The sequence below is a fragment of the Streptomyces sp. NPDC024632 genome (genome assembly GCF_055559175.1).
The window spans coordinates 382,124-398,337 of sequence record NZ_JBVHLD010000001.1; the positions used below are offsets into that span (position 1 = coordinate 382,124).

The 16,214-nt window shown below is 71.7% G+C and carries 16 protein-coding genes; 11 read left to right on the top strand and 5 right to left on the bottom strand.

The window, feature by feature from the left end; genetic code table 11:
* Positions 1 to 48 precede the first annotated feature (48 nt).
* Together ACZ37P_RS01680 and ACZ37P_RS01685 are read left to right on the top strand one after the other, a co-directional pair.
* Positions 49 to 1,044: a GNAT family N-acetyltransferase gene (locus ACZ37P_RS01680; RefSeq protein ID WP_467344289.1), complete on the top strand. Its 996-nt coding sequence runs from the start codon at positions 49 to 51 to the stop codon at positions 1,042 to 1,044.
* A gap of 119 nt (positions 1,045 to 1,163) precedes the next feature.
* Positions 1,164 to 1,676 (top strand): DUF4240 domain-containing protein, encoded by a 513-nt coding sequence (locus ACZ37P_RS01685; protein ID WP_467344290.1) that lies wholly within the window; start codon positions 1,164 to 1,166, stop codon positions 1,674 to 1,676.
* A gap of 145 nt (positions 1,677 to 1,821) precedes the next feature.
* On the opposite strand, the gene ACZ37P_RS01690 is transcribed toward ACZ37P_RS01685, so the two are convergent.
* Positions 1,822 to 2,322, bottom strand: a complete 501-nt coding sequence (locus ACZ37P_RS01690; RefSeq protein ID WP_401303883.1) for a GNAT family N-acetyltransferase — start codon at positions 2,320 to 2,322, stop codon at positions 1,822 to 1,824.
* A gap of 73 nt (positions 2,323 to 2,395) precedes the next feature.
* Between ACZ37P_RS01690 and ACZ37P_RS01695 the strand changes: the two genes are divergently transcribed.
* Together ACZ37P_RS01695 and ACZ37P_RS01700 are read left to right on the top strand one after the other, a co-directional pair.
* On the top strand, positions 2,396 to 3,289 hold the full coding sequence (locus ACZ37P_RS01695) for a TIGR01777 family oxidoreductase (RefSeq protein ID WP_355334341.1): 894 nt from the start codon (positions 2,396 to 2,398) through the stop codon (positions 3,287 to 3,289).
* Positions 3,290 to 3,603: 314 nt separating this feature from the next.
* Positions 3,604 to 4,899 carry an NAD(P)/FAD-dependent oxidoreductase gene (locus ACZ37P_RS01700; RefSeq protein WP_355334343.1) on the top strand — a complete coding sequence of 432 codons (1,296 nt, stop codon included), beginning with the start codon at positions 3,604 to 3,606 and terminating at the stop codon, positions 4,897 to 4,899.
* Between the two features lie 614 nt (positions 4,900 to 5,513).
* On the opposite strand, the gene ACZ37P_RS01705 is transcribed toward ACZ37P_RS01700, so the two are convergent.
* Positions 5,514 to 7,019 (bottom strand): regulator, encoded by a 1,506-nt coding sequence (locus ACZ37P_RS01705; protein WP_467344293.1) that lies wholly within the window; start codon positions 7,017 to 7,019, stop codon positions 5,514 to 5,516.
* A 292-nt stretch (positions 7,020 to 7,311) separates the two neighbouring features.
* Here ACZ37P_RS01705 and lipB point away from each other — a divergent pair, with 292 nt between their 5' ends.
* The 4 genes from lipB (at position 7,312) to ACZ37P_RS01725 (ending at position 10,625) form a co-directional block, all read left to right on the top strand.
* A complete protein-coding gene (gene lipB / locus ACZ37P_RS01710; protein ID WP_467344295.1) occupies positions 7,312 to 8,148 on the top strand; it encodes a lipoyl(octanoyl) transferase LipB in 837 nt (278 codons plus the stop codon).
* A gap of 237 nt (positions 8,149 to 8,385) precedes the next feature.
* Positions 8,386 to 9,375: a lipoyl synthase gene (lipA, locus tag ACZ37P_RS01715; RefSeq protein WP_355334351.1), complete on the top strand. Its 990-nt coding sequence runs from the start codon at positions 8,386 to 8,388 to the stop codon at positions 9,373 to 9,375.
* Positions 9,376 to 9,697: 322 nt separating this feature from the next.
* The gene (locus ACZ37P_RS01720) at positions 9,698 to 9,904 is read left to right on the top strand and encodes an SCO2195 family GlnR-regulated protein (protein WP_355334353.1); all 207 of its coding nucleotides are present in this window, start codon (positions 9,698 to 9,700) and stop codon (positions 9,902 to 9,904) included.
* 31 nt (positions 9,905 to 9,935) lie between these two features.
* Positions 9,936 to 10,625, top strand: a complete 690-nt coding sequence (locus tag ACZ37P_RS01725; RefSeq protein ID WP_355334356.1) for a DUF4191 domain-containing protein — start codon at positions 9,936 to 9,938, stop codon at positions 10,623 to 10,625.
* Positions 10,626 to 10,718: 93 nt separating this feature from the next.
* Here the strand turns inward: ACZ37P_RS01725 and ACZ37P_RS01730 are convergent, their stop codons facing one another.
* Positions 10,719 to 11,186, bottom strand: a complete 468-nt coding sequence (locus tag ACZ37P_RS01730) for an RDD family protein (RefSeq protein WP_188283232.1) — start codon at positions 11,184 to 11,186, stop codon at positions 10,719 to 10,721.
* Positions 11,187 to 11,427: 241 nt separating this feature from the next.
* Here ACZ37P_RS01730 and glnA point away from each other — a divergent pair, with 241 nt between their 5' ends.
* The gene (glnA, locus tag ACZ37P_RS01735) at positions 11,428 to 12,837 is read left to right on the top strand and encodes a type I glutamate--ammonia ligase (protein WP_188283233.1); all 1,410 of its coding nucleotides are present in this window, start codon (positions 11,428 to 11,430) and stop codon (positions 12,835 to 12,837) included.
* Between the two features lie 245 nt (positions 12,838 to 13,082).
* Here the strand turns inward: glnA and ACZ37P_RS01740 are convergent, their stop codons facing one another.
* Positions 13,083 to 13,619: a DinB family protein gene (locus ACZ37P_RS01740; protein WP_467344298.1), complete on the bottom strand. Its 537-nt coding sequence runs from the start codon at positions 13,617 to 13,619 to the stop codon at positions 13,083 to 13,085.
* 149 nt (positions 13,620 to 13,768) lie between these two features.
* Positions 13,769 to 13,933, bottom strand: coding sequence for a hypothetical protein (locus tag ACZ37P_RS01745; protein WP_391043825.1), 165 nt, complete (start codon positions 13,931 to 13,933; stop codon positions 13,769 to 13,771).
* Between the two features lie 196 nt (positions 13,934 to 14,129).
* Here ACZ37P_RS01745 and ACZ37P_RS01750 point away from each other — a divergent pair, with 196 nt between their 5' ends.
* Complete coding sequence (locus ACZ37P_RS01750) at positions 14,130 to 14,921, top strand: VOC family protein (protein WP_467344299.1); 792 nt, start codon at positions 14,130 to 14,132, stop codon at positions 14,919 to 14,921.
* A gap of 91 nt (positions 14,922 to 15,012) precedes the next feature.
* Positions 15,013 to 15,951, top strand: coding sequence for an Fpg/Nei family DNA glycosylase (locus ACZ37P_RS01755; RefSeq protein WP_467344301.1), 939 nt, complete (start codon positions 15,013 to 15,015; stop codon positions 15,949 to 15,951).
* Positions 15,952 to 16,214 lie beyond the last annotated feature (263 nt).

Sequence of the window (16,214 nt, forward strand, 5' to 3'; positions counted from 1 at the left end):
CCGGAAAGAGATTGCGGGCGCATACAGCTACCGGCTACGTTCCCTCGGATGCCACCAAATCCCAGCCCTCTGACGGCTCCGACCGCCGAGGATTTCCGCGCCTGGCACCGGGTGCAGTCGGCCGCTCTCGCACACGACCGGCCAGGTGAGCCCGTGCTGTCCGCCACCGCCCTCCAGGCGAAGCTGACGACGACGGGGAACCGCAGCAGGCTGCTGCTGTGGCTGGTGCGCAACGCGAACGAGGAGCCGGTGGCCACCGCGACCCTGCGGCTGTTCAGCGAACCGGGGCGCAGCCACCTCGCCGAGGTCAGGATGACCGTCCACCCCGCCTACCGGCGGCTGGGCACCGGCTCGCGGCTGCTGTCCACGGTGACCGAGGCCGCGGCCGAGGCGGGCTGCCGCAGCGTGGTCACCGAGGTCATGGCGGGTACCCCGCACGAGGGATTTCTGGCCACCCGCGACTTCCATCCGGTCCTGCGGCTGACCTGGCAGCGGCTCGCGCTCGACGACGTACCCGACCGTATTCACAAGCTCCCCGACGTCCCGCACCCCGGCTACCGGCTGACGTCCTGGGACGGCGTCGTCCCCGACGCGCTCGCCGAGAGCTTCGCGGACGCCCGGCGCGCCATGGACGACATGCCGACCGGCGCAATGGACTTCGGCGAGGTGCGCTGGGACGTGGCCGCGGTCCGCGAGGCCGCCGAGGTGATCGCCCGGCGCGGCGAGCAACTGCTGACGGTCGCCGCGGTGGACGCGCTCGACGGCTCCGTCGCCGGTTACACCGAGCTGGTGATCCCGGCGGAGGGCGCGGGCACCGCCCAGCAGTACGACACGGCCGTCCTCCCCGCGCACCGCGGCCACGGCCTCGGGCTGTGGGTGAAGGCCGAGATGCTGCGCCGGGTACGGGAGGAATTCCCGCAGCTCACCGCCGTGCAGACGGACAACGCCGACGACAACCGCCACATGCTGGCCCTCAACACCGCGCTCGGCTTCCGGCCGCTGCGCCGCACGGTCGAGTACCAGCTCACCCTCGGTCGGCGCTGACCCCCCGGACCTCGTACAGTGGGCGACCCACCCCGCACGGATGGAGTCCGTAACGACACGGGCGCATCCGGGGCACTCCGCGTGCGGGTGCGCGCGGCAACCGGGAAGCTGGACCAGTGATGGACGAGACGGAGTTCTGGGAGATCGTCGACCGTACGCGAGAGGCGGCGGACGGCGATCCGGAGGAGCATGCCGACCTGCTGATCGAGCGGCTGGCCCAGCTCGACCCGGATTCCGTGGTGGACTTCGCCCGGCACTTCGAGACCCGGTTCGTCCGGGCCTTCCGCTGGGATCTGTGGGGCGCCGCCGACATCATGCTGGGCGGCGCGGACGACGAGTCCTTCGACTACTTCCGCTGCTGGCTGATCGGCCAGGGCCGCCATGTCTTCGAGGGCGGTCTGGCCGCCCCCGACGACCTGGCCTTCCTCGTCACCGAGTTCGACCCGGAGACGGACGGCGACGCGGAGGATCTGGGCTACGCGGCGGACGAGGCGTACGAGCAGCTCACCGGGGTCCGGCTGCCGGACCTCGAACTCCCGCAGCCGGACCAGCCGGAGGGCGAGTCGCTGGACATGGACGACGAGCGGGCGATGGCGGAGCGGTATCCGCAGCTGTGGTCGCGCTTCGGCTGAGCCGGTTCTGGCGGCGCGGTTCTGTCGGGTTCTGTCGGTTCTGTCGGTTCTGTCGGCGCGACTCTGTCGCTCGACTCGGCTTTGTCGGCGGGGCTCTGTCGACGGGGCACCGTCGGCTCGGTTCTGGCGGCGCGGTTCTGTCGGCTCAGACCGCCGTGAGGTCGACCGCCCGGCCCATCAGGACGTCGTCCACGTAGGCGCCGTCCAGCAGGAACTCCCCCGGCAGCACGCCCTCCACGGCGAAGCCGACCGACTCGTAGAGCCGTCGGGCCGGGGCGTTGTGCCCCAGCACCCGCAGGGTGATCCGGACGGCGCCCTGCCGCCGCGCCTCGGCGACGGCGGCGTCCATCAGCGTGCGCGCGATGCCGCGGCCGCGCGCCCAGGTGTCGACGGCCAGACCCTGTATCTGCCGCACATGCGCGTTGCAGGCCAGGGCGGTCGGCGGGACCAGCTTGAGATATCCGGCCAGCCGGCCCTCGGCCTCGGCGACCAGGACGTACCGGTGTCCGTCGGGCGAGCCGTAGAAGGCGGCGCCGGGCGCCGGGGCTGGCTGTACGGAGTGCAGCGGGGACCAGGTACGGGCGTCGAGGGCCGCGAGGGCGGAGTCGTCGGCGCGGGTCGCGGGCCGGACGGTCGCTGAGGTCATGCCGGTCACTGTGCCATGGCGCGCCGCGCGCCGGCATCGGACGTCCCGGGCCGTCGGCGGGCACAATGCGACTATGCGTATCGCAGTCACGGGTTCCTCCGGTCTGATCGGCTCCGCCCTGTCCCGCTCGCTCGCCGCGGACGGCCACGACGTCGTACGGCTGGTGCGGCGCGCGCCCGTCGGTCCCGCCGAGGTGCGCTGGGATCCGGCGCGCGGCACGGTGGACACCGCGGGTCTCGAGGGCTGCGAGGCCGTCGTGCACCTGGCGGGCGCCGGGATCGGCGACCGCCGCTGGACCGACAGCCGCAAGAAGGAGCTGGTGGACAGCCGGGTGCTCGGCACCGGCGCCGTCGCCAAGGCCGCCGCCGCGCTCGACACCCCGCCTCGGGTCCTGGTCAGCGCGAGCGCGATCGGCATCTACGGCGACACCGGCGACACGGCCGTCGACGAGGACAGCCCGGTGGGCAGCGGCTTCCTGGCCGAGCTGTGCCAGGAGTGGGAGGCCGCGGCCGATCCCGCCCGCGCGGCCGGCATCCGTACCGTCCACCCCCGTACGGGCCTGGTCGTCGCCAAGGGCGGCGGCGCTTGGGCGCGGCTGTTCCCGCTGTTCAAGGCCGGGCTCGGCGGACGCCTGGGCGACGGGCGGCAGTTCTGGAGCTTCATCGCCCTGCACGACGAGGTGGCCGCCATTCGCTACGCGCTGGACACGGCCGATCTGTCCGGGCCGGTCAACCTCACCGCGCCCGAGCCGCTGACCAACCGTGAGATCACCGCCGAGATGGGGCGCGTCCTGCACCGCCCCACCGTGGCCGCGGTCCCGGAGTCCGTCCTGCGCCTGGTCCTCGGCGAACTGGCCCAGGACGTCACGGGCAGCCAACGCGTCCGCCCCAAGCGCCTCTTGGACTCCGGCTTCCGCTTCGCCTTTCCCGAATTCGCGCAGGCCGTGACGGCGGCTCTCGCCGAATAGCCGCTGCCGCGGCGCCTACGACGGCGGGGCGGGGCGTCGCGCGGGCGGAGGGGCGGCTCGCGAGCGGCGGGCCGTCGCGCGGGCGGCGGCCGGATTGGCGACCGGGCCGGAGAGGCGACCGGGCCGGAGAGGCGACCGGGCCGGAGACATTCGGCCGGGGGTGCCGAAAAGCGCTGGATAAGGGCTGGAATCGGCGGGTTGCCCCGGCATCAGATGGCTTTGATGAGGGCATGACCTTTACCAGCGTTCTGCGACGCCTCGGGCGTGACGCCGACGTGAGCGGGGATTCGAACCCGACCTCGGGGAGGGGCACAGTGCTCTCACCAGCACGCCGTGACGTCGCGGGAATCGTGGACGTCGTCGTGATCGGCGCAGGCATATCCGGGCTGTCCGCCGCGCATCAACTCATCGGCGGCGGCCTGTCGGTCACCGTCCTGGAGGCCGCCGACCACGTCGGCGGCCGCATGGCCACCGACGTGGTGGACGGCTTCCGGCTCGACCGCGGCGCTCACCTGCTCAACACGTCCTATCCGGAACTGCGCCGCACGCCGGGGCTGCGGGGGCTGCCGCTGGCGCCGCTCGCGCCCGGCGCCCTGGTCAGAGCCGACGGGCGCGGTTACCGGGTCGGAGACGCGCGCGGCTCCCGTACCGTTCGCGGCTCGGCCCGTGCCCCGATCGGCTCCACGCTGGACCGGGCCCGGCTCGGCACCACCCTCAACCGCCTTGCCGCGACGCCCGCCTCACGGCTCGCCAGCCGCCCCGAGACGACCGCCGCGCGGGCGCTGAGCGCACGCGGTTTCGCGCCGCGGACCGTCGAGGGCTTCGTACGGCCGCTGCTGGCCGCCCTGTTGTGCGACCCGGAGCTGCAAACCTCCAGCCGCTGCGCCGACTTGGTACTGCGCGGCTTCGCCCGCGGCCGTACGTGCCTGCCCGCGACGGGCGCGGCGTCCGTACCGCGGCGGCTCGCCGCGGGGCTCCCGCCGGGCGCGGTACGGCTCGGCACGCGCGCGGTGCGGGTCGCCGTCAACTGCGTGCAGACCGAGGACGGCACCGAACTGCCCTGCCGGGCCGTGCTGGTGGCCACCGGGGCGCGGGCCGCGGCCGAACTCCTGCCGGGGCTGCGGGTGCCGTCCTTCCACGAGGTCACCGTGCTGCACCACGCGGCGCCCGTCCCACCCGTACGCGAGCCGGTGCTCGTCCTCGACGCCGACCGCATGGGGCCCGTCTCGCACACTCTCCCGGTCAGTGAGATCGACCCGAGCCGGGCGCCGGCCGGGCGCGCCCTCGTCACGTCCGTCGTCCTCGGGCCGCCGCCCGACGGGGCGGGCGACAAGACCGTCCGCGCTCACCTCGCCGAGCTGTACGAGACCTCCACCGACGCGTGGGAGCTGCTCGCCGTCCACAACGATCCCGAGGCCGTGCCGGCCATGCCCGCGCCCCACGATTTGCGGCGTCCCGCCCGGCTCCTCGACGGTCTCTACATCTGCGGTGCCCACCGCACCACCAGCACCCCCCAGGGCGCCCTTCTCTCCGCGCGCCGCGCCGCCCACAGCATCCTCCGCGACGCCGTCCCCCACCCCGCCGACACCCCCACCCCCCAGGCCGCCTAGCCCCTGCCCCACCGGGGCCTCTTCTTCGCCCGCGCCACCGTCAGTGGCCGAGCGCGCAGTTCCCCGCGCCCCTGAAAAGATCGGCTCGCCGCCCGGCCGAAAGACAGTCGCCCCGCCAGGGGCGCGAGGAACTGCGCGGCCCGCCCCCACCGGCCCGGTGGACCGAACACAACCGAGCTGCCCCGCCGGGGCCGGTGGTGACCCGCAGGAGCATCGTGGCTGAGCGCGCAGTTCCCCGCGCCCCTAAAAGACCGGCTCACCGCCCCAACGAAAGACAGTCGCCCCGCCAGGGGCGCGAGGAACTGCGCGAGCAACCCACCACCGGCCCGGTGGACCGAACACCGCCGAGCTGCCCCGCCGGGGCCGGTGGTGACCCGCAGGAGCATCGTGGCTGAGCGCGCAGTTCCCCGCGCCCCTCAAAAGACCGGCTCACCGCCCGGCCGAAAGACAGTCGCCCCGCCAGGGGCGCGAGGAACTGCGCGGCCCGCCACCACCGGCCGGTGGTCCGGGGAGCCACCGAACCGCCCCGGCGGGGCGGGGGGAACGTCAGGGGACCGCGCCCCTGGGGGGGACCCACTTGCGGGAGGTGGGTAAGGGACCGTGACCGGAGGTCGTCATGGGGCGACCAGCCCCAAGGCGACGGCGCGGTCGCGGAAGGCGCGAACGGCCGCGGCATCGCGATACGGCTCGAGGCGCCGCCCGAAGTCCCGCACGTACTCGACGGCGCGAGCCGACCGCATCTCGGTGGCCTGATGCATGACCTCGATGCCGAGAGCACAGGCGACGTCCACCTCCCCGAGCCCGAGGCGAGCGGAAGCGAGCACGGTGCGGCAGAAGAGCCGGCTGCGGGCGTACGCGGGGGCGCGGAGCTGGAGGGAGCGCTCGGCGTGCTGCGCGGCGGCCCGGTGCAGTTGGAGGTCCCGGTGGCAGTGCCCGAACTCGTCGGCGAGCTGGGCCTCGTCGAAGAAGCGCGCCCAGGAGGGCACCTCGTCACCGGGGCGGGCCGCCCCGAGCGAGCGTTCGGCCCGCGCGAGCGCCGCGGAACACGCGCGGATCTCACCGAGCAGCCCGTGCCCGCGCGCCTCGGCACTGTGCAGCAGGGCCTGGACGACGGCGGGCGCGCCGGAGCCGACGCCCTGCTGGGCGACCCGGGCGAGCTGGACGGCCTCGCGGCCGTGCCCGAGGTAGACGGCCTGGCGGCTCATGGTGACGAGCACGTAGCCGCCGTAGACCCGGTCCCCCGCGGCCTGCGAGAGCCGTAGCGCCTGGACGAAGTAGCGCTGCGCGAGCCCGTGCGCGCCGATGTCGTACGACGTCCATCCGGCGAGCCGGGTGAGGTCGGCGACGGAGGAGAACAGGCGGCGGCCGAGTGCCTCGCCGTAACTGCCGCGCAGCATCGGCTCGGCCTCGTGCTCCAGGTAACGGACGAGGGCCTGGCGGGCGTGGCCGCCGCCGTACGCGTGGTCGAGGCCGCGGAAGAGGTCGCCGACGGCGCGCAGGGCGGCGATGTCACCGGCCCCGACCTTGGCGCGGGGCGGCCCGGCCTTGGCCGCGAGCCCCGGCCCCGGCGCGGGTCCGGGCGCGGCGGACGGTGGGAGCCCCAGGGGGCCGGGGCCGCGGCTCTGCGCGGGCACCCGTACCGGCGTGGCGTCGGCGCCCCGCGCGACCCTCTCGTCGGCGCGGCCGATCAGCCAGTCGCGGCTGGGCACAACGAGCCCGGCCGCGGTGAAGGCGATCTTCCGCAGCTCCGTCTGGTTGCCGGTGTCCTTGCGCCACAGGCCACTGACGATGTCCACCGCCTCGTCGGGCGACCCGGCGAATTCGAGGCCCGCGTAGACCGGCGCGCACGCGTCGAGCCCGAGGTCCTGGGCGGAGAGCCGGCGGCCGAGCCGTTGGGTGAAGACCTCGGCGATCAGCGCGGGTGTGGTGCCGCGTGGCTGCTGGCCGCGCAGCCAGCGGGTCACCGAGGTCTTGTCGTACCGCAGGTCGAGGCCGTGCTCTATGCCGAGCTGGTCGACCCGGCGGGCGAGCCCCGCGTTGGAGAAGCCTGCCTCCGCGATCAACGAGGCGAGTCTGCTGTTGGGACGGGTCGGGGTTCGCTGCGTGGAACGGTCCGTCATCGGCAGTGCGGTCCACTTCCTGGGACTGGGGAGGTAACCGGAACGGCGTGAATGTAACGGTCGGTACCGGGAAGCTCACCGTAAGACCTCGTTATTCGCCCGAATGGGCGATAAGGACCCTCAAGGGTCGGTAAACCGCCCCGGTCGGTCGGAGGCACCGTGCTATGGCGCCGCTCTCAAGCCCCGCCCCCACAGGACGGGAAGCTTCGGCCCCGCTCGGGCCCCACAGACCCGCCGCCGTACAGTGGCAGAGGCGCGAAACAAGCACCGCCGGGCACGCAGAGGAGTGGTCATGGGGTTTCCGCAGAACGCCGCGCGGACGGACGAGCTGCGCTTCGTCCACCTGGGGTTCGGGGCCGACGCCGTCGAGTACACCGAGGCGTGGCAGGAACAGCGCCGGGTGCACGCCGCACGCGTCGAGGACGAGATCCCCGACACCTGCCTGCTCCTCGAACACCCGCCGGTCTACACGGCGGGACGCCGTACGACCGACAGCGAGCGCCCGCTGGACGGCACCCCCGTGGTCGACGTGGACCGCGGCGGCAAGATCACCTGGCACGGCCCCGGCCAGCTCGTCGGCTACCCGATCCTGAAGCTGCCGCGCCCGGTCGACGTGGTCGCGCACGTACGCCGCCTGGAAGAGGCGCTGATCCGTACCTGCGCCGAATTCGGTCTGGAGACCACGCGCGTGGAGGGCCGCAGCGGGGTGTGGGTGCTCGGTGACCCGGTGGCGGACCGCCCGGCGGTCAACGGCCTGACCCTCGACCTCGACCCGCGGGTGGGAGCGGGCTCCCCGTCGAAGGGGGGCGAGGACAGCGAGTTCGACCCGCGACTGAACGGCCCCGAGTACGCGCCCTCCAACGCCGGACAGCGCCGCGAGGACCGCAAGCTCGCCGCGATCGGCATCCGCGTCGCCAAGGGCGTGACGATGCACGGCTTCGCGATGAACTGCGACCCCGACAACACCTGGTTCGACCGAATCGTGCCCTGCGGCATCCGCGACGCGGGCGTCACCTCGCTCTCCAACGAACTGGGCCGCGACATCGGCGTCACCGAGGTGCTGCCGGTGCTGGAACGGCACCTGGCGGACGTCCTGGGCGCGGTCGTGCCGCTGCCGCGGGCCGTATAGCCGGGGCGGTGGGCCGTACGACGGGGGCTCACGGGCCGTATCGCCGGCCGTACAACCGGGGGCTGACGGCCGGGGCCGGTGGCCGTACCGCCGGGCCTCGGCGGTAGCAGGTATCCGGCCGGGAATGCGGCTACGACACGGCTGGTTGCTTCCAGAGGAAGCCGCACGGATCAAGCCGTACGAATCACGGGCGTACTCTGGTGTTCGCCGAAGAATCGAAGCTTTAGGGAGCCGGTCGTGTCCGCAGTCGCACCCGACGGACGCAAGATGCTGCGCCTGGAGGTCCGCAACAGCCAGACCCCCATCGAGCGCAAGCCCGAGTGGATCAAGACCCGCGCCAAGATGGGCCCCGAGTACACCCAGATGCAGAAACTCGTGAAGAGCGAGGGGCTGCACACGGTGTGCCAGGAGGCCGGCTGTCCCAACATCTACGAATGCTGGGAGGACCGCGAAGCGACCTTCCTCATTGGCGGCGACCAGTGCACGCGGCGCTGCGACTTCTGCCAGATCGACACCGGCAAGCCGCAGGCGCTCGACCGTGACGAGCCGCGCCGCGTCGGCGAGTCCGTCGTCACGATGGACCTCAACTACGCCACGATCACCGGCGTCGCCCGCGACGACCTGGAGGACGGCGGCTCCTGGCTGTACGCGGAGACCGTCCGGCAGATCCACGCCATGACGGCGGCGCGCGAGGGCGGCCACACCAAGGTCGAGCTGCTCATCCCCGACTTCAACGCCGAGCCCGCGCAGCTCGCCGAGGTCTTCGGCTCCCGCCCCGAGGTGCTCGCGCACAACGTCGAGACGGTGCCGCGGATCTTCAAGCGGATCCGCCCCGGCTTCCGCTACGAGCGCTCGCTCGAAGTGATCACCCGCGCCCGCGAGGCCGGCCTGGTCACCAAGTCCAACCTGATCCTGGGCATGGGCGAGGAGCGCGAGGAGATCAGCCAGGCGCTCCAGGACCTGCACGACGCGGGCTGCGAGCTGATCACCATCACGCAGTACCTGCGGCCGTCCGTGCGGCACCACCCCGTGGAGCGCTGGGTGAAGCCCGCGGAGTTCGTGGAGCTGAAGGAGGAGGCCGAGGAGATCGGCTACGCGGGCGTCATGTCCGGGCCGCTGGTCCGTTCCTCGTACCGCGCCGGACGGCTCTTCCAGCAGGCCGTGGACAAGCGGCTGCGGGAGGGCGAGCGGCTGGCCGTGGGCCCGGTGGCGGCGCCCTCCGTATGACCCGGCCGTGACCCCGTCATGGCCCCGGCCGTGACCCCCGTCATGGCCCCGTTCCGACTCTCGGTTCCGACCCTCGTCGTGTGAGTCCGCTCACCGCCGACGACGCCCCGCCGGGCGAGTGACCTGGCGGGGCGCCGTGCTGCCGGACCGATGCTTTCATGCGAGATTGACCGAGTGGTCACCGACTGGTAACACGTTGTGGCGACCCTGGTGTCACGCACGGGGCTCTTCGAGTCACCGGCGCTGCCCGCACCACGCGCGTCATCACGTACCGCCCGCACCTTCCTACTCTCAGCTCTCAGCCGCATATGAGGGGGACGCCATGCCGTCCGAGTCCGTGCACATCCGTCCGGCCGTGGCGCTGCGCGCCGTGGAGTCCTTTCTGCTGCGCGGCGGGCAGCAGACAGCCCGCCGTAACGCCTGGGCAGCCGTCGTCGAGGACCGCCGCAGGGCCCGGGACCGGCGGGAGGCGCAGCACGAGATGGACGCCCTTGTGAGCGCCGCACGGGGAAGCGCCCTCAACGACTGAGCGGGCACCCCCCTCGCGTATCCTGAGCGGCATGGCGAGGAAGGAAACACCCGAGAACCCCGAGAATTCTGGACGACTGAAGCAGATCGTCCAGACCTACAAGATGACCAGGCAGGCCGACCCCAAGGTCGGGCTTGTCGTTGCGGCTGTGGGAATCGTCACCTTCGGTGTCATCCTCGCCCTCGGCTTCTTGATCGGTCACCCCATCTACGCAGGCATCCTTGGCTTCCTGCTGGCCTTCCTCGCGATGGCGGTCATCTTCGGCCGCCGGGCCGAGAAGGCCGCGTTCGGGCAGCTCGAAGGCAAGCCGGGCGCCGCCGCGGCCGTTCTGCAGAATGTCGGACGCGGCTGGACCGTCACCCCGGCCGTCGCGATGAACAAGAGCCAGGACGTGGTGCACCGCGCCGTCGGCAAGGCCGGTGTCGTCCTGATCGGTGAAGGCAACCCGAACCGTGTGAAGGGCCTGCTGGCCGCCGAGAAGAAGAAGGTCAACCGGGTCGTCTTCGACGTGCCGGTGCACGACTTCATCGTCGGCAACGGCCCGGACGAGCTGTCGCTGAAGAAGGTGCGCACCACGCTGCTGAAGCTGCCGCGCGTGCTGTCCGGCCCGAAGACGACCGAGGTGAACGACCGGCTGCGGGCGCTCGGGGATCTGATGAGCAACATGCCGATCCCGAAGGGCCCGATGCCCAAGGGGATGCGGATGCCGAAGGGCCGCTAGGCGGTCGGGGCACGGAGGTCGTTGTACGAAGGGGGTCCGGGGACAGCGTCCCCGGACCCCCTTTTCTGCGCCTTCTTCTGCGTCCCGGCTGGGTCAGATCCGTACCTGTACGGACTTGGCGGCCTTGTCGTGCAGGCCGCGGGTGTCGCGGTCCCAGATGACGGCGGGGACGACGAGCAGCAGCAGCGCCGTACGGATGACGACGGCGACGGCTCCCAGACGGCCGCCGTCGAGGCGTACGACGCGCAGGCCCATCAGCCGCTTGCCCAAGGTGGTGCCGACGGTCAGCAGCAGGACGACGCTGACCACGCCGAAGACGACGAGTGTCCAGGTATTGGACTTGCCGGCGTCACGGTGCGCGATCAGGCCGTATGCGATCAGCAGGCAGAGGAACCAGTCGATGAAGAGCGCCACGACGCGGCGCCCCACCGGCGCGATGGAACCCGGCCCGTTCTCCGGCAGTCCGAGGCGCTGCCCGCGGTAGCCGAACTCCACGCCCATCTGCTCGGCGGCGGCACCCGGGCCCGACAGCCACGATCCGATTGCATCCCTGTTGTCCACCCGACCACGGTAACCCGGCGCCGTCCGCGGCCCTACAGCGCGGTCGCGGACGGGGCCTTCCGGACGCCCACCCGTACGGCGCTGCCCGGGTGCCGCCCCGGCGTCGCGGTTAACGCCTCGGAAACAAATGGGTCATGCTGGAGAAATCCCTGATCCCTATGGTCGGGGCAGTGTGCGCCACCGCACTGGCGCGCCTCGAGTTGTCAACCCGACCCGTGGGGCCGGGCCTAGGAGGAGTGGGATGTTCCAGAACGCCGACGACGTCAACCGGTTCATTACGGACGAGGACGTCAAGTTCGTCGACGTCCGGTTCTGTGACCTGCCCGGCGTCATGCAGCACTTCACGGTCCCGGTCTCGACGTTCGACCCGACCGATGAGCTTGCTTTCGACGGCTCGTCGATCCGCGGCTTCCAGGCCATCCACGAGTCGGACATGGCGCTGCGCGCCGACCTCTCGACGGCCCGCGTGGACCCGTTCCGCCGGGACAAGACGCTCAACATCAACTTCTTCATCCACGACCCGATCACCGGCGAGGCGTACAGCCGTGACCCGCGGAACGTGGCGAAGAAGGCCGAGGCGTACCTCGCCTCCACCGGCGTCGCCGACACCGCGTACTTCGGCCCCGAGGCCGAGTTCTACGTCTTCGACAGCGTCCGCTTCCAGACGTCGGCGAACGAGTCCTTCTACCACATCGACTCCGAGGCCGCGGCCTGGAACACCGGTGCGGTCGAGGACAACCGCGGCTACAAGGTCCGTTACAAGGGCGGCTACTTCCCGGCCCCGCCGGTCGACCACTTCGCCGACCTGCGCGCCGAGATCTCCCTCCAGTTGGAGGCCTCCGGCCTCCAGGTCGAGCGCCAGCACCACGAGGTGGGCACCGCGGGCCAGGCGGAGATCAACTACAAGTTCAACACGCTGCTCGCCGCGGCCGACGACCTGATGCTCTTCAAGTACATCGTGAAGAACGTCGCGTGGCGCAACAACAAGACCGCGACCTTCATGCCCAAGCCGATCTTCGGTGACAACGGCTCCGGCATGCACGTCCACCAGTCGCTGTGGCAGGGCGGCACGCCGCTCTTCTACGACGAGCAGGGTTACGCGGGCCTGTCCGACATCGCCCGCTACTACATCGGCGGCATCCTCAAGCACGCGCCGTCGCTGCTCGCCTTCACCAACCCGACGGTGAACTCGTACCACCGCCTGGTCCCCGGCTTCGAGGCCCCGGTCAACCTGGTCTACTCGCAGCGCAACCGGTCCGCCGCGATGCGCATCCCGATCACGGGTTCCAACCCGAAGGCCAAGCGCGTCGAGTTCCGCGCCCCGGACCCGTCCTCGAACCCGTACCTCGCCTTCTCCGCCCTCCTCCTCGCGGGCCTCGACGGCGTCAAGAACAAGATCGAGCCCGCCGAGCCGATCGACAAGGACCTCTACGAGCTCGCCCCCGAGGAGCACGCGGGCGTCCCCCAGGTCCCCACCTCCCTCCCCGCCGTCCTCGACGCCCTCGAGGCCGACAACGAGTACCTCCAGGCCGGCGGCGTCTTCACCTCCGACCTGATCGACACCTGGATCGACTACAAGCGCACCGCCGAAATCGCCCCGATCCAGCTCCGCCCGCACCCCCACGAGTTCGAGCTGTACTTCGACATCTAAGCCCGGGCTGCCGCCCCGTGCGGCAACCCCCACCAGATGCACCGGAGCCCCGCCACCTCCCTCCCGGAGCGTGACGGGGCTCCCTCGCGTCGGCGGTGGAATCGATCCCCGGGACAGCTCCCGTCAGGCCGGAGAAAGCCAGCTGGCTGCGAGGATGACGTCCGCGTGGGCATCGGGCCGCGCTGCCCGTGGTCGTGGTCGGCCGGGTGGCTTCTGCTGATGGTGGTGTGTGCGAGGGGCGTCGGTTATTCGCCGGTGGCGCCGTCGATGGCCTCGCGGAGGAGATCGGCGTGGCCGAGGTGGCGGGCGTACTCCTCGATCACGTGCTCGAGGACGAAGCGCACGTCGGTGGCGCCGAATTCCGGGTTCGGCATGATGCGGGTGAGGTCGGCGGTCACCTTCGTGAAGAGCTGCCGCGACTCCTCGCACGACGTCAGGTAGTCCTCGTAGACGTCCTCGGCGGACGTGGCGTCCGACTCGTCGTACCACTCGTCGCCGTCGGGGGTGGTGTAGATCCGGTAGGGGAAGAAGCGAGGCGCGGTGTCGGCCAAGGTCCGCTGGAACCAGGCACGTTCGACTCCTTGCAGGTGGCGCATGAGTCCCAGCAGCGTCAACGCCGAGGATCGCAGCGGGCGTTGGCGCAGTTGGGCGTCCGTGAGGCCCTCGCACTTCCACAGGAAGGTCGCCCGGTGGTAGTCGAGATTCGAGGCGATCACCTCCAGCCAGGAGCCCGACAGCACGCGGTCGGGCCGGACGATGTTCTGCACCACGATGTCGCTCACGCTGGGGTCTCCCTACCGGTCGTGCTCGGCCGAGTTCGTACGTCCCCAGGAAGACCTCACCGCGTGCCGGAACTCATCGCCCGCCCGCGATTCGAGGAGAGGCGGCCAGGAGCGCGCCGCCGATCTCCACCGCGAGACCGGCGGAGGGCTCAGTCCGCGTCCGTGTCCGCTGTTTCGCTGGGCGTCGGCGGCTTCTTCTCGTCGACGGCTTCGCTGTATGAGGCCAGTACCTCGTCCATCACCTCGTCCTCCAGGGTCTCCCTCTGGTAGAGCGTCTTGTCCTCGGCGGGGGTGGTGCCCGGCTCATCCGTCATGACCTTCGCATGTCCGCGACGACGAGGTTGATACCGACCAAGGTCGCCTCCGATCCGCGGGAGACGCTCCGTAGGGGGCTCCCCACGCCGCCGGACACGGTCCGTGGGGGCGGGGTGGGGTTGGGGGGAAGGCGGGCGAGGGGGTGTATACCGTGTATACGATGGGGTGGGGCTTCTGGCCCATGGGTTTGAACTGATGACGGAAGGCAGGCACGTCAGCATGCTCACCACGGATTCCATTCTCGGATCGGCCACATGGATCGACATCGCGGCGAAGGACACGGTGGCCGCGGCCGGGTTCTACGGGGCGGTGTTCGACTGGACGTTCCACCCGGCGGGGCCTGACGCCGGGAGTTACGGGACCTTGCAGAAGGACGGGAAGATCGTGGCGGCGCTGGGGCCGCTGGTGGACGAGGGGGCGACCCCGGCGTGGACGGTGTACTTCGAGACGCCGGACGTGGAGGCCACCGCGAAGGCGGTCGCGCAGGCCGGCGGGGCGGTACGGGCCGAGCCGTTCGACGCGCGGGACGCGGCGCGGATGGCGGCGGTCACCGATCCGGGCGGGGCGGAATTCGCGCTCTTCCAGCCGAAGGCCCTGAAGGGGCTGGAGACCACGTCGGTGTACGGGTCGCTGGGGTGGGTCGAGCTCCAGACGGCGGACCCGGCCGCGGCGCTGGAGTTCTACCGCGGGCTGTTCGGCTGGCGGGGGGCGGACACGCAGGTGGGTGACGCGCCGTACACGTTCGTCTCGACCTCGGAGGGCGACCAGGGGGACACGGCCTTCGGCGGCATCACGGCCGCGCAGGAGGGTGTGAGCCCGCGCTGGGTGCCGTACTTCGACGTGGCGGACGCGGACGACATCGTCACCCGCGTCCAGGGCGCGGGCGGGACGGTGCTGGTGCCGACCGTGGACGTGCCGGGCATCGGCCGGATCGCCTGGTTCGCCGACCCCTCGGGCGCGACCTTCGCCGTACTCCAGCCCGCCTGATCCCGGCTGTCCCGCGCCGCCCCGGGGCCGTACGCCCCGGGGCGGCGGTCTGTCCGGGGCGGGTCGGGCGGCGGCAGGGCAGACTGGGGGTATGCCTGAATTGCCGGAGGTCGAGTCCCTGAGCAGGTTCCTGGCCGAGCAGCTGGTCGGCCGTACGGTCGAGCGGGTGTACCCGGTCGCCGTGCACGCGCTCAAGACGTACGACCCGCCGATCGGAGCGCTGGAGGGGCGGACCTTCGACGCCGTGGGGCGGCACGGCAAATTCCTCGACCTCACGGCCGGGGAGCTGCACCTCGTAGTCCACCTGGCGCGGGCCGGGTGGGTGCGGTGGACGGAGAAGATGGCGGACGCGCCGCCGCGCCCCGGCAAGGGACCGCTGGCACTGCGCGTACGGCTCACCCCTGTAGCGGGAAACGGGGACGGGGCCGGAAGCGACACCGAAACCGACGCCGGAAGCAGGGCCGGAACGACTGGCGGCGAGGGAACCGGCTTCGACGTCACCGAGGCCGGCACCCAGAAGGGCCTCGCGGTCTACGTCGTACGGGACCCGCTGGACGTTCCGGGCGTCGCACGCCTCGGCCCCGACCCCTTCGCCGCCGACTTCACCCTCGCGGCCTTCACCGAACTGCTGGCGGGCAAGCGCAGCCAGATCAAGGGCGTGCTGCGCGACCAGAGCGTGATCGCCGGGATCGGGAACGCGTACTCCGACGAGATCCTGCACGCGGCGCGCATGTCGCCGTACAAGCTGGCCGCCACGCTCACCGAGGACGAGGTGGCCACGCTCTACGACGCGGTCGGTACGACGCTGGCCGACGCCGTCGAGCGGTCGCGCGGGCTGCCGCTGCGCGATCTGAAGTCGGAGAAGAAGAGCGGGCTGCGGGTGCACGGGCGCAAGGGCGAGCCGTGTCCGGTGTGCGGGGACACGATCCGCGAGGTGTCCTTCAGCAACTCGGCGATGCAGTACTGCCCGACGTGCCAGACGGGCGGCAAGCCGCTGGCGGACCGGCGGATGTCCCGGCTGCTCAAGTAGGCGCACACGTGAGCTCGCGCGATCACTCCACCAGTCGCTCAGGCAGGCGCTCAAACAGGCGCTCAAGCGCTTGCCCGCGCGGCTGCCCAAGCGGCCGGTCAACTGGTGCCGCACGGGCCCGCGTCGAGGTCTCGCCCGCTCAAGTGCGGTACGCCCCGCTCCGGTTCGGCGGACGCCGGGGTTCCGAGTTGGTTGACCGGCGACGTTAACCGTTGGTAGCGTAATGAGGCAAAAATGTGATCACCTGCTACCGGGTGTGGGCT

Excerpts from the sequence above, each read along its gene's own strand:
- ACZ37P_RS01725 (WP_355334356.1), top strand. The coding sequence starts at position 9,936 with ATGGCGAGGAAGGAAACACCCGAGAACCCCGAGAATTCTGGACGACTG.
- ACZ37P_RS01685 (WP_467344290.1), top strand. The coding sequence starts at position 1,164 with ATGGACGAGACGGAGTTCTGGGAGATCGTCGACCGTACGCGAGAGGCG.
- ACZ37P_RS01745 (WP_391043825.1), bottom strand. The coding sequence starts at position 13,933 with ATGACGGATGAGCCGGGCACCACCCCCGCCGAGGACAAGACGCTCTAC.
- lipB (WP_467344295.1), top strand. The coding sequence starts at position 7,312 with ATGGGGTTTCCGCAGAACGCCGCGCGGACGGACGAGCTGCGCTTCGTC.
- ACZ37P_RS01690 (WP_401303883.1), bottom strand. The coding sequence starts at position 2,322 with ATGACCTCAGCGACCGTCCGGCCCGCGACCCGCGCCGACGACTCCGCC.
- ACZ37P_RS01705 (WP_467344293.1), bottom strand. The coding sequence starts at position 7,019 with ATGACGGACCGTTCCACGCAGCGAACCCCGACCCGTCCCAACAGCAGA.
- glnA (WP_188283233.1), top strand. The coding sequence starts at position 11,428 with ATGTTCCAGAACGCCGACGACGTCAACCGGTTCATTACGGACGAGGAC.
- ACZ37P_RS01680 (WP_467344289.1), top strand. The coding sequence starts at position 49 with ATGCCACCAAATCCCAGCCCTCTGACGGCTCCGACCGCCGAGGATTTC.
- ACZ37P_RS01750 (WP_467344299.1), top strand. The coding sequence starts at position 14,130 with ATGACGGAAGGCAGGCACGTCAGCATGCTCACCACGGATTCCATTCTC.
- ACZ37P_RS01695 (WP_355334341.1), top strand. The coding sequence starts at position 2,396 with ATGCGTATCGCAGTCACGGGTTCCTCCGGTCTGATCGGCTCCGCCCTG.
- ACZ37P_RS01720 (WP_355334353.1), top strand. The coding sequence starts at position 9,698 with ATGCCGTCCGAGTCCGTGCACATCCGTCCGGCCGTGGCGCTGCGCGCC.
- ACZ37P_RS01755 (WP_467344301.1), top strand. The coding sequence starts at position 15,013 with ATGCCTGAATTGCCGGAGGTCGAGTCCCTGAGCAGGTTCCTGGCCGAG.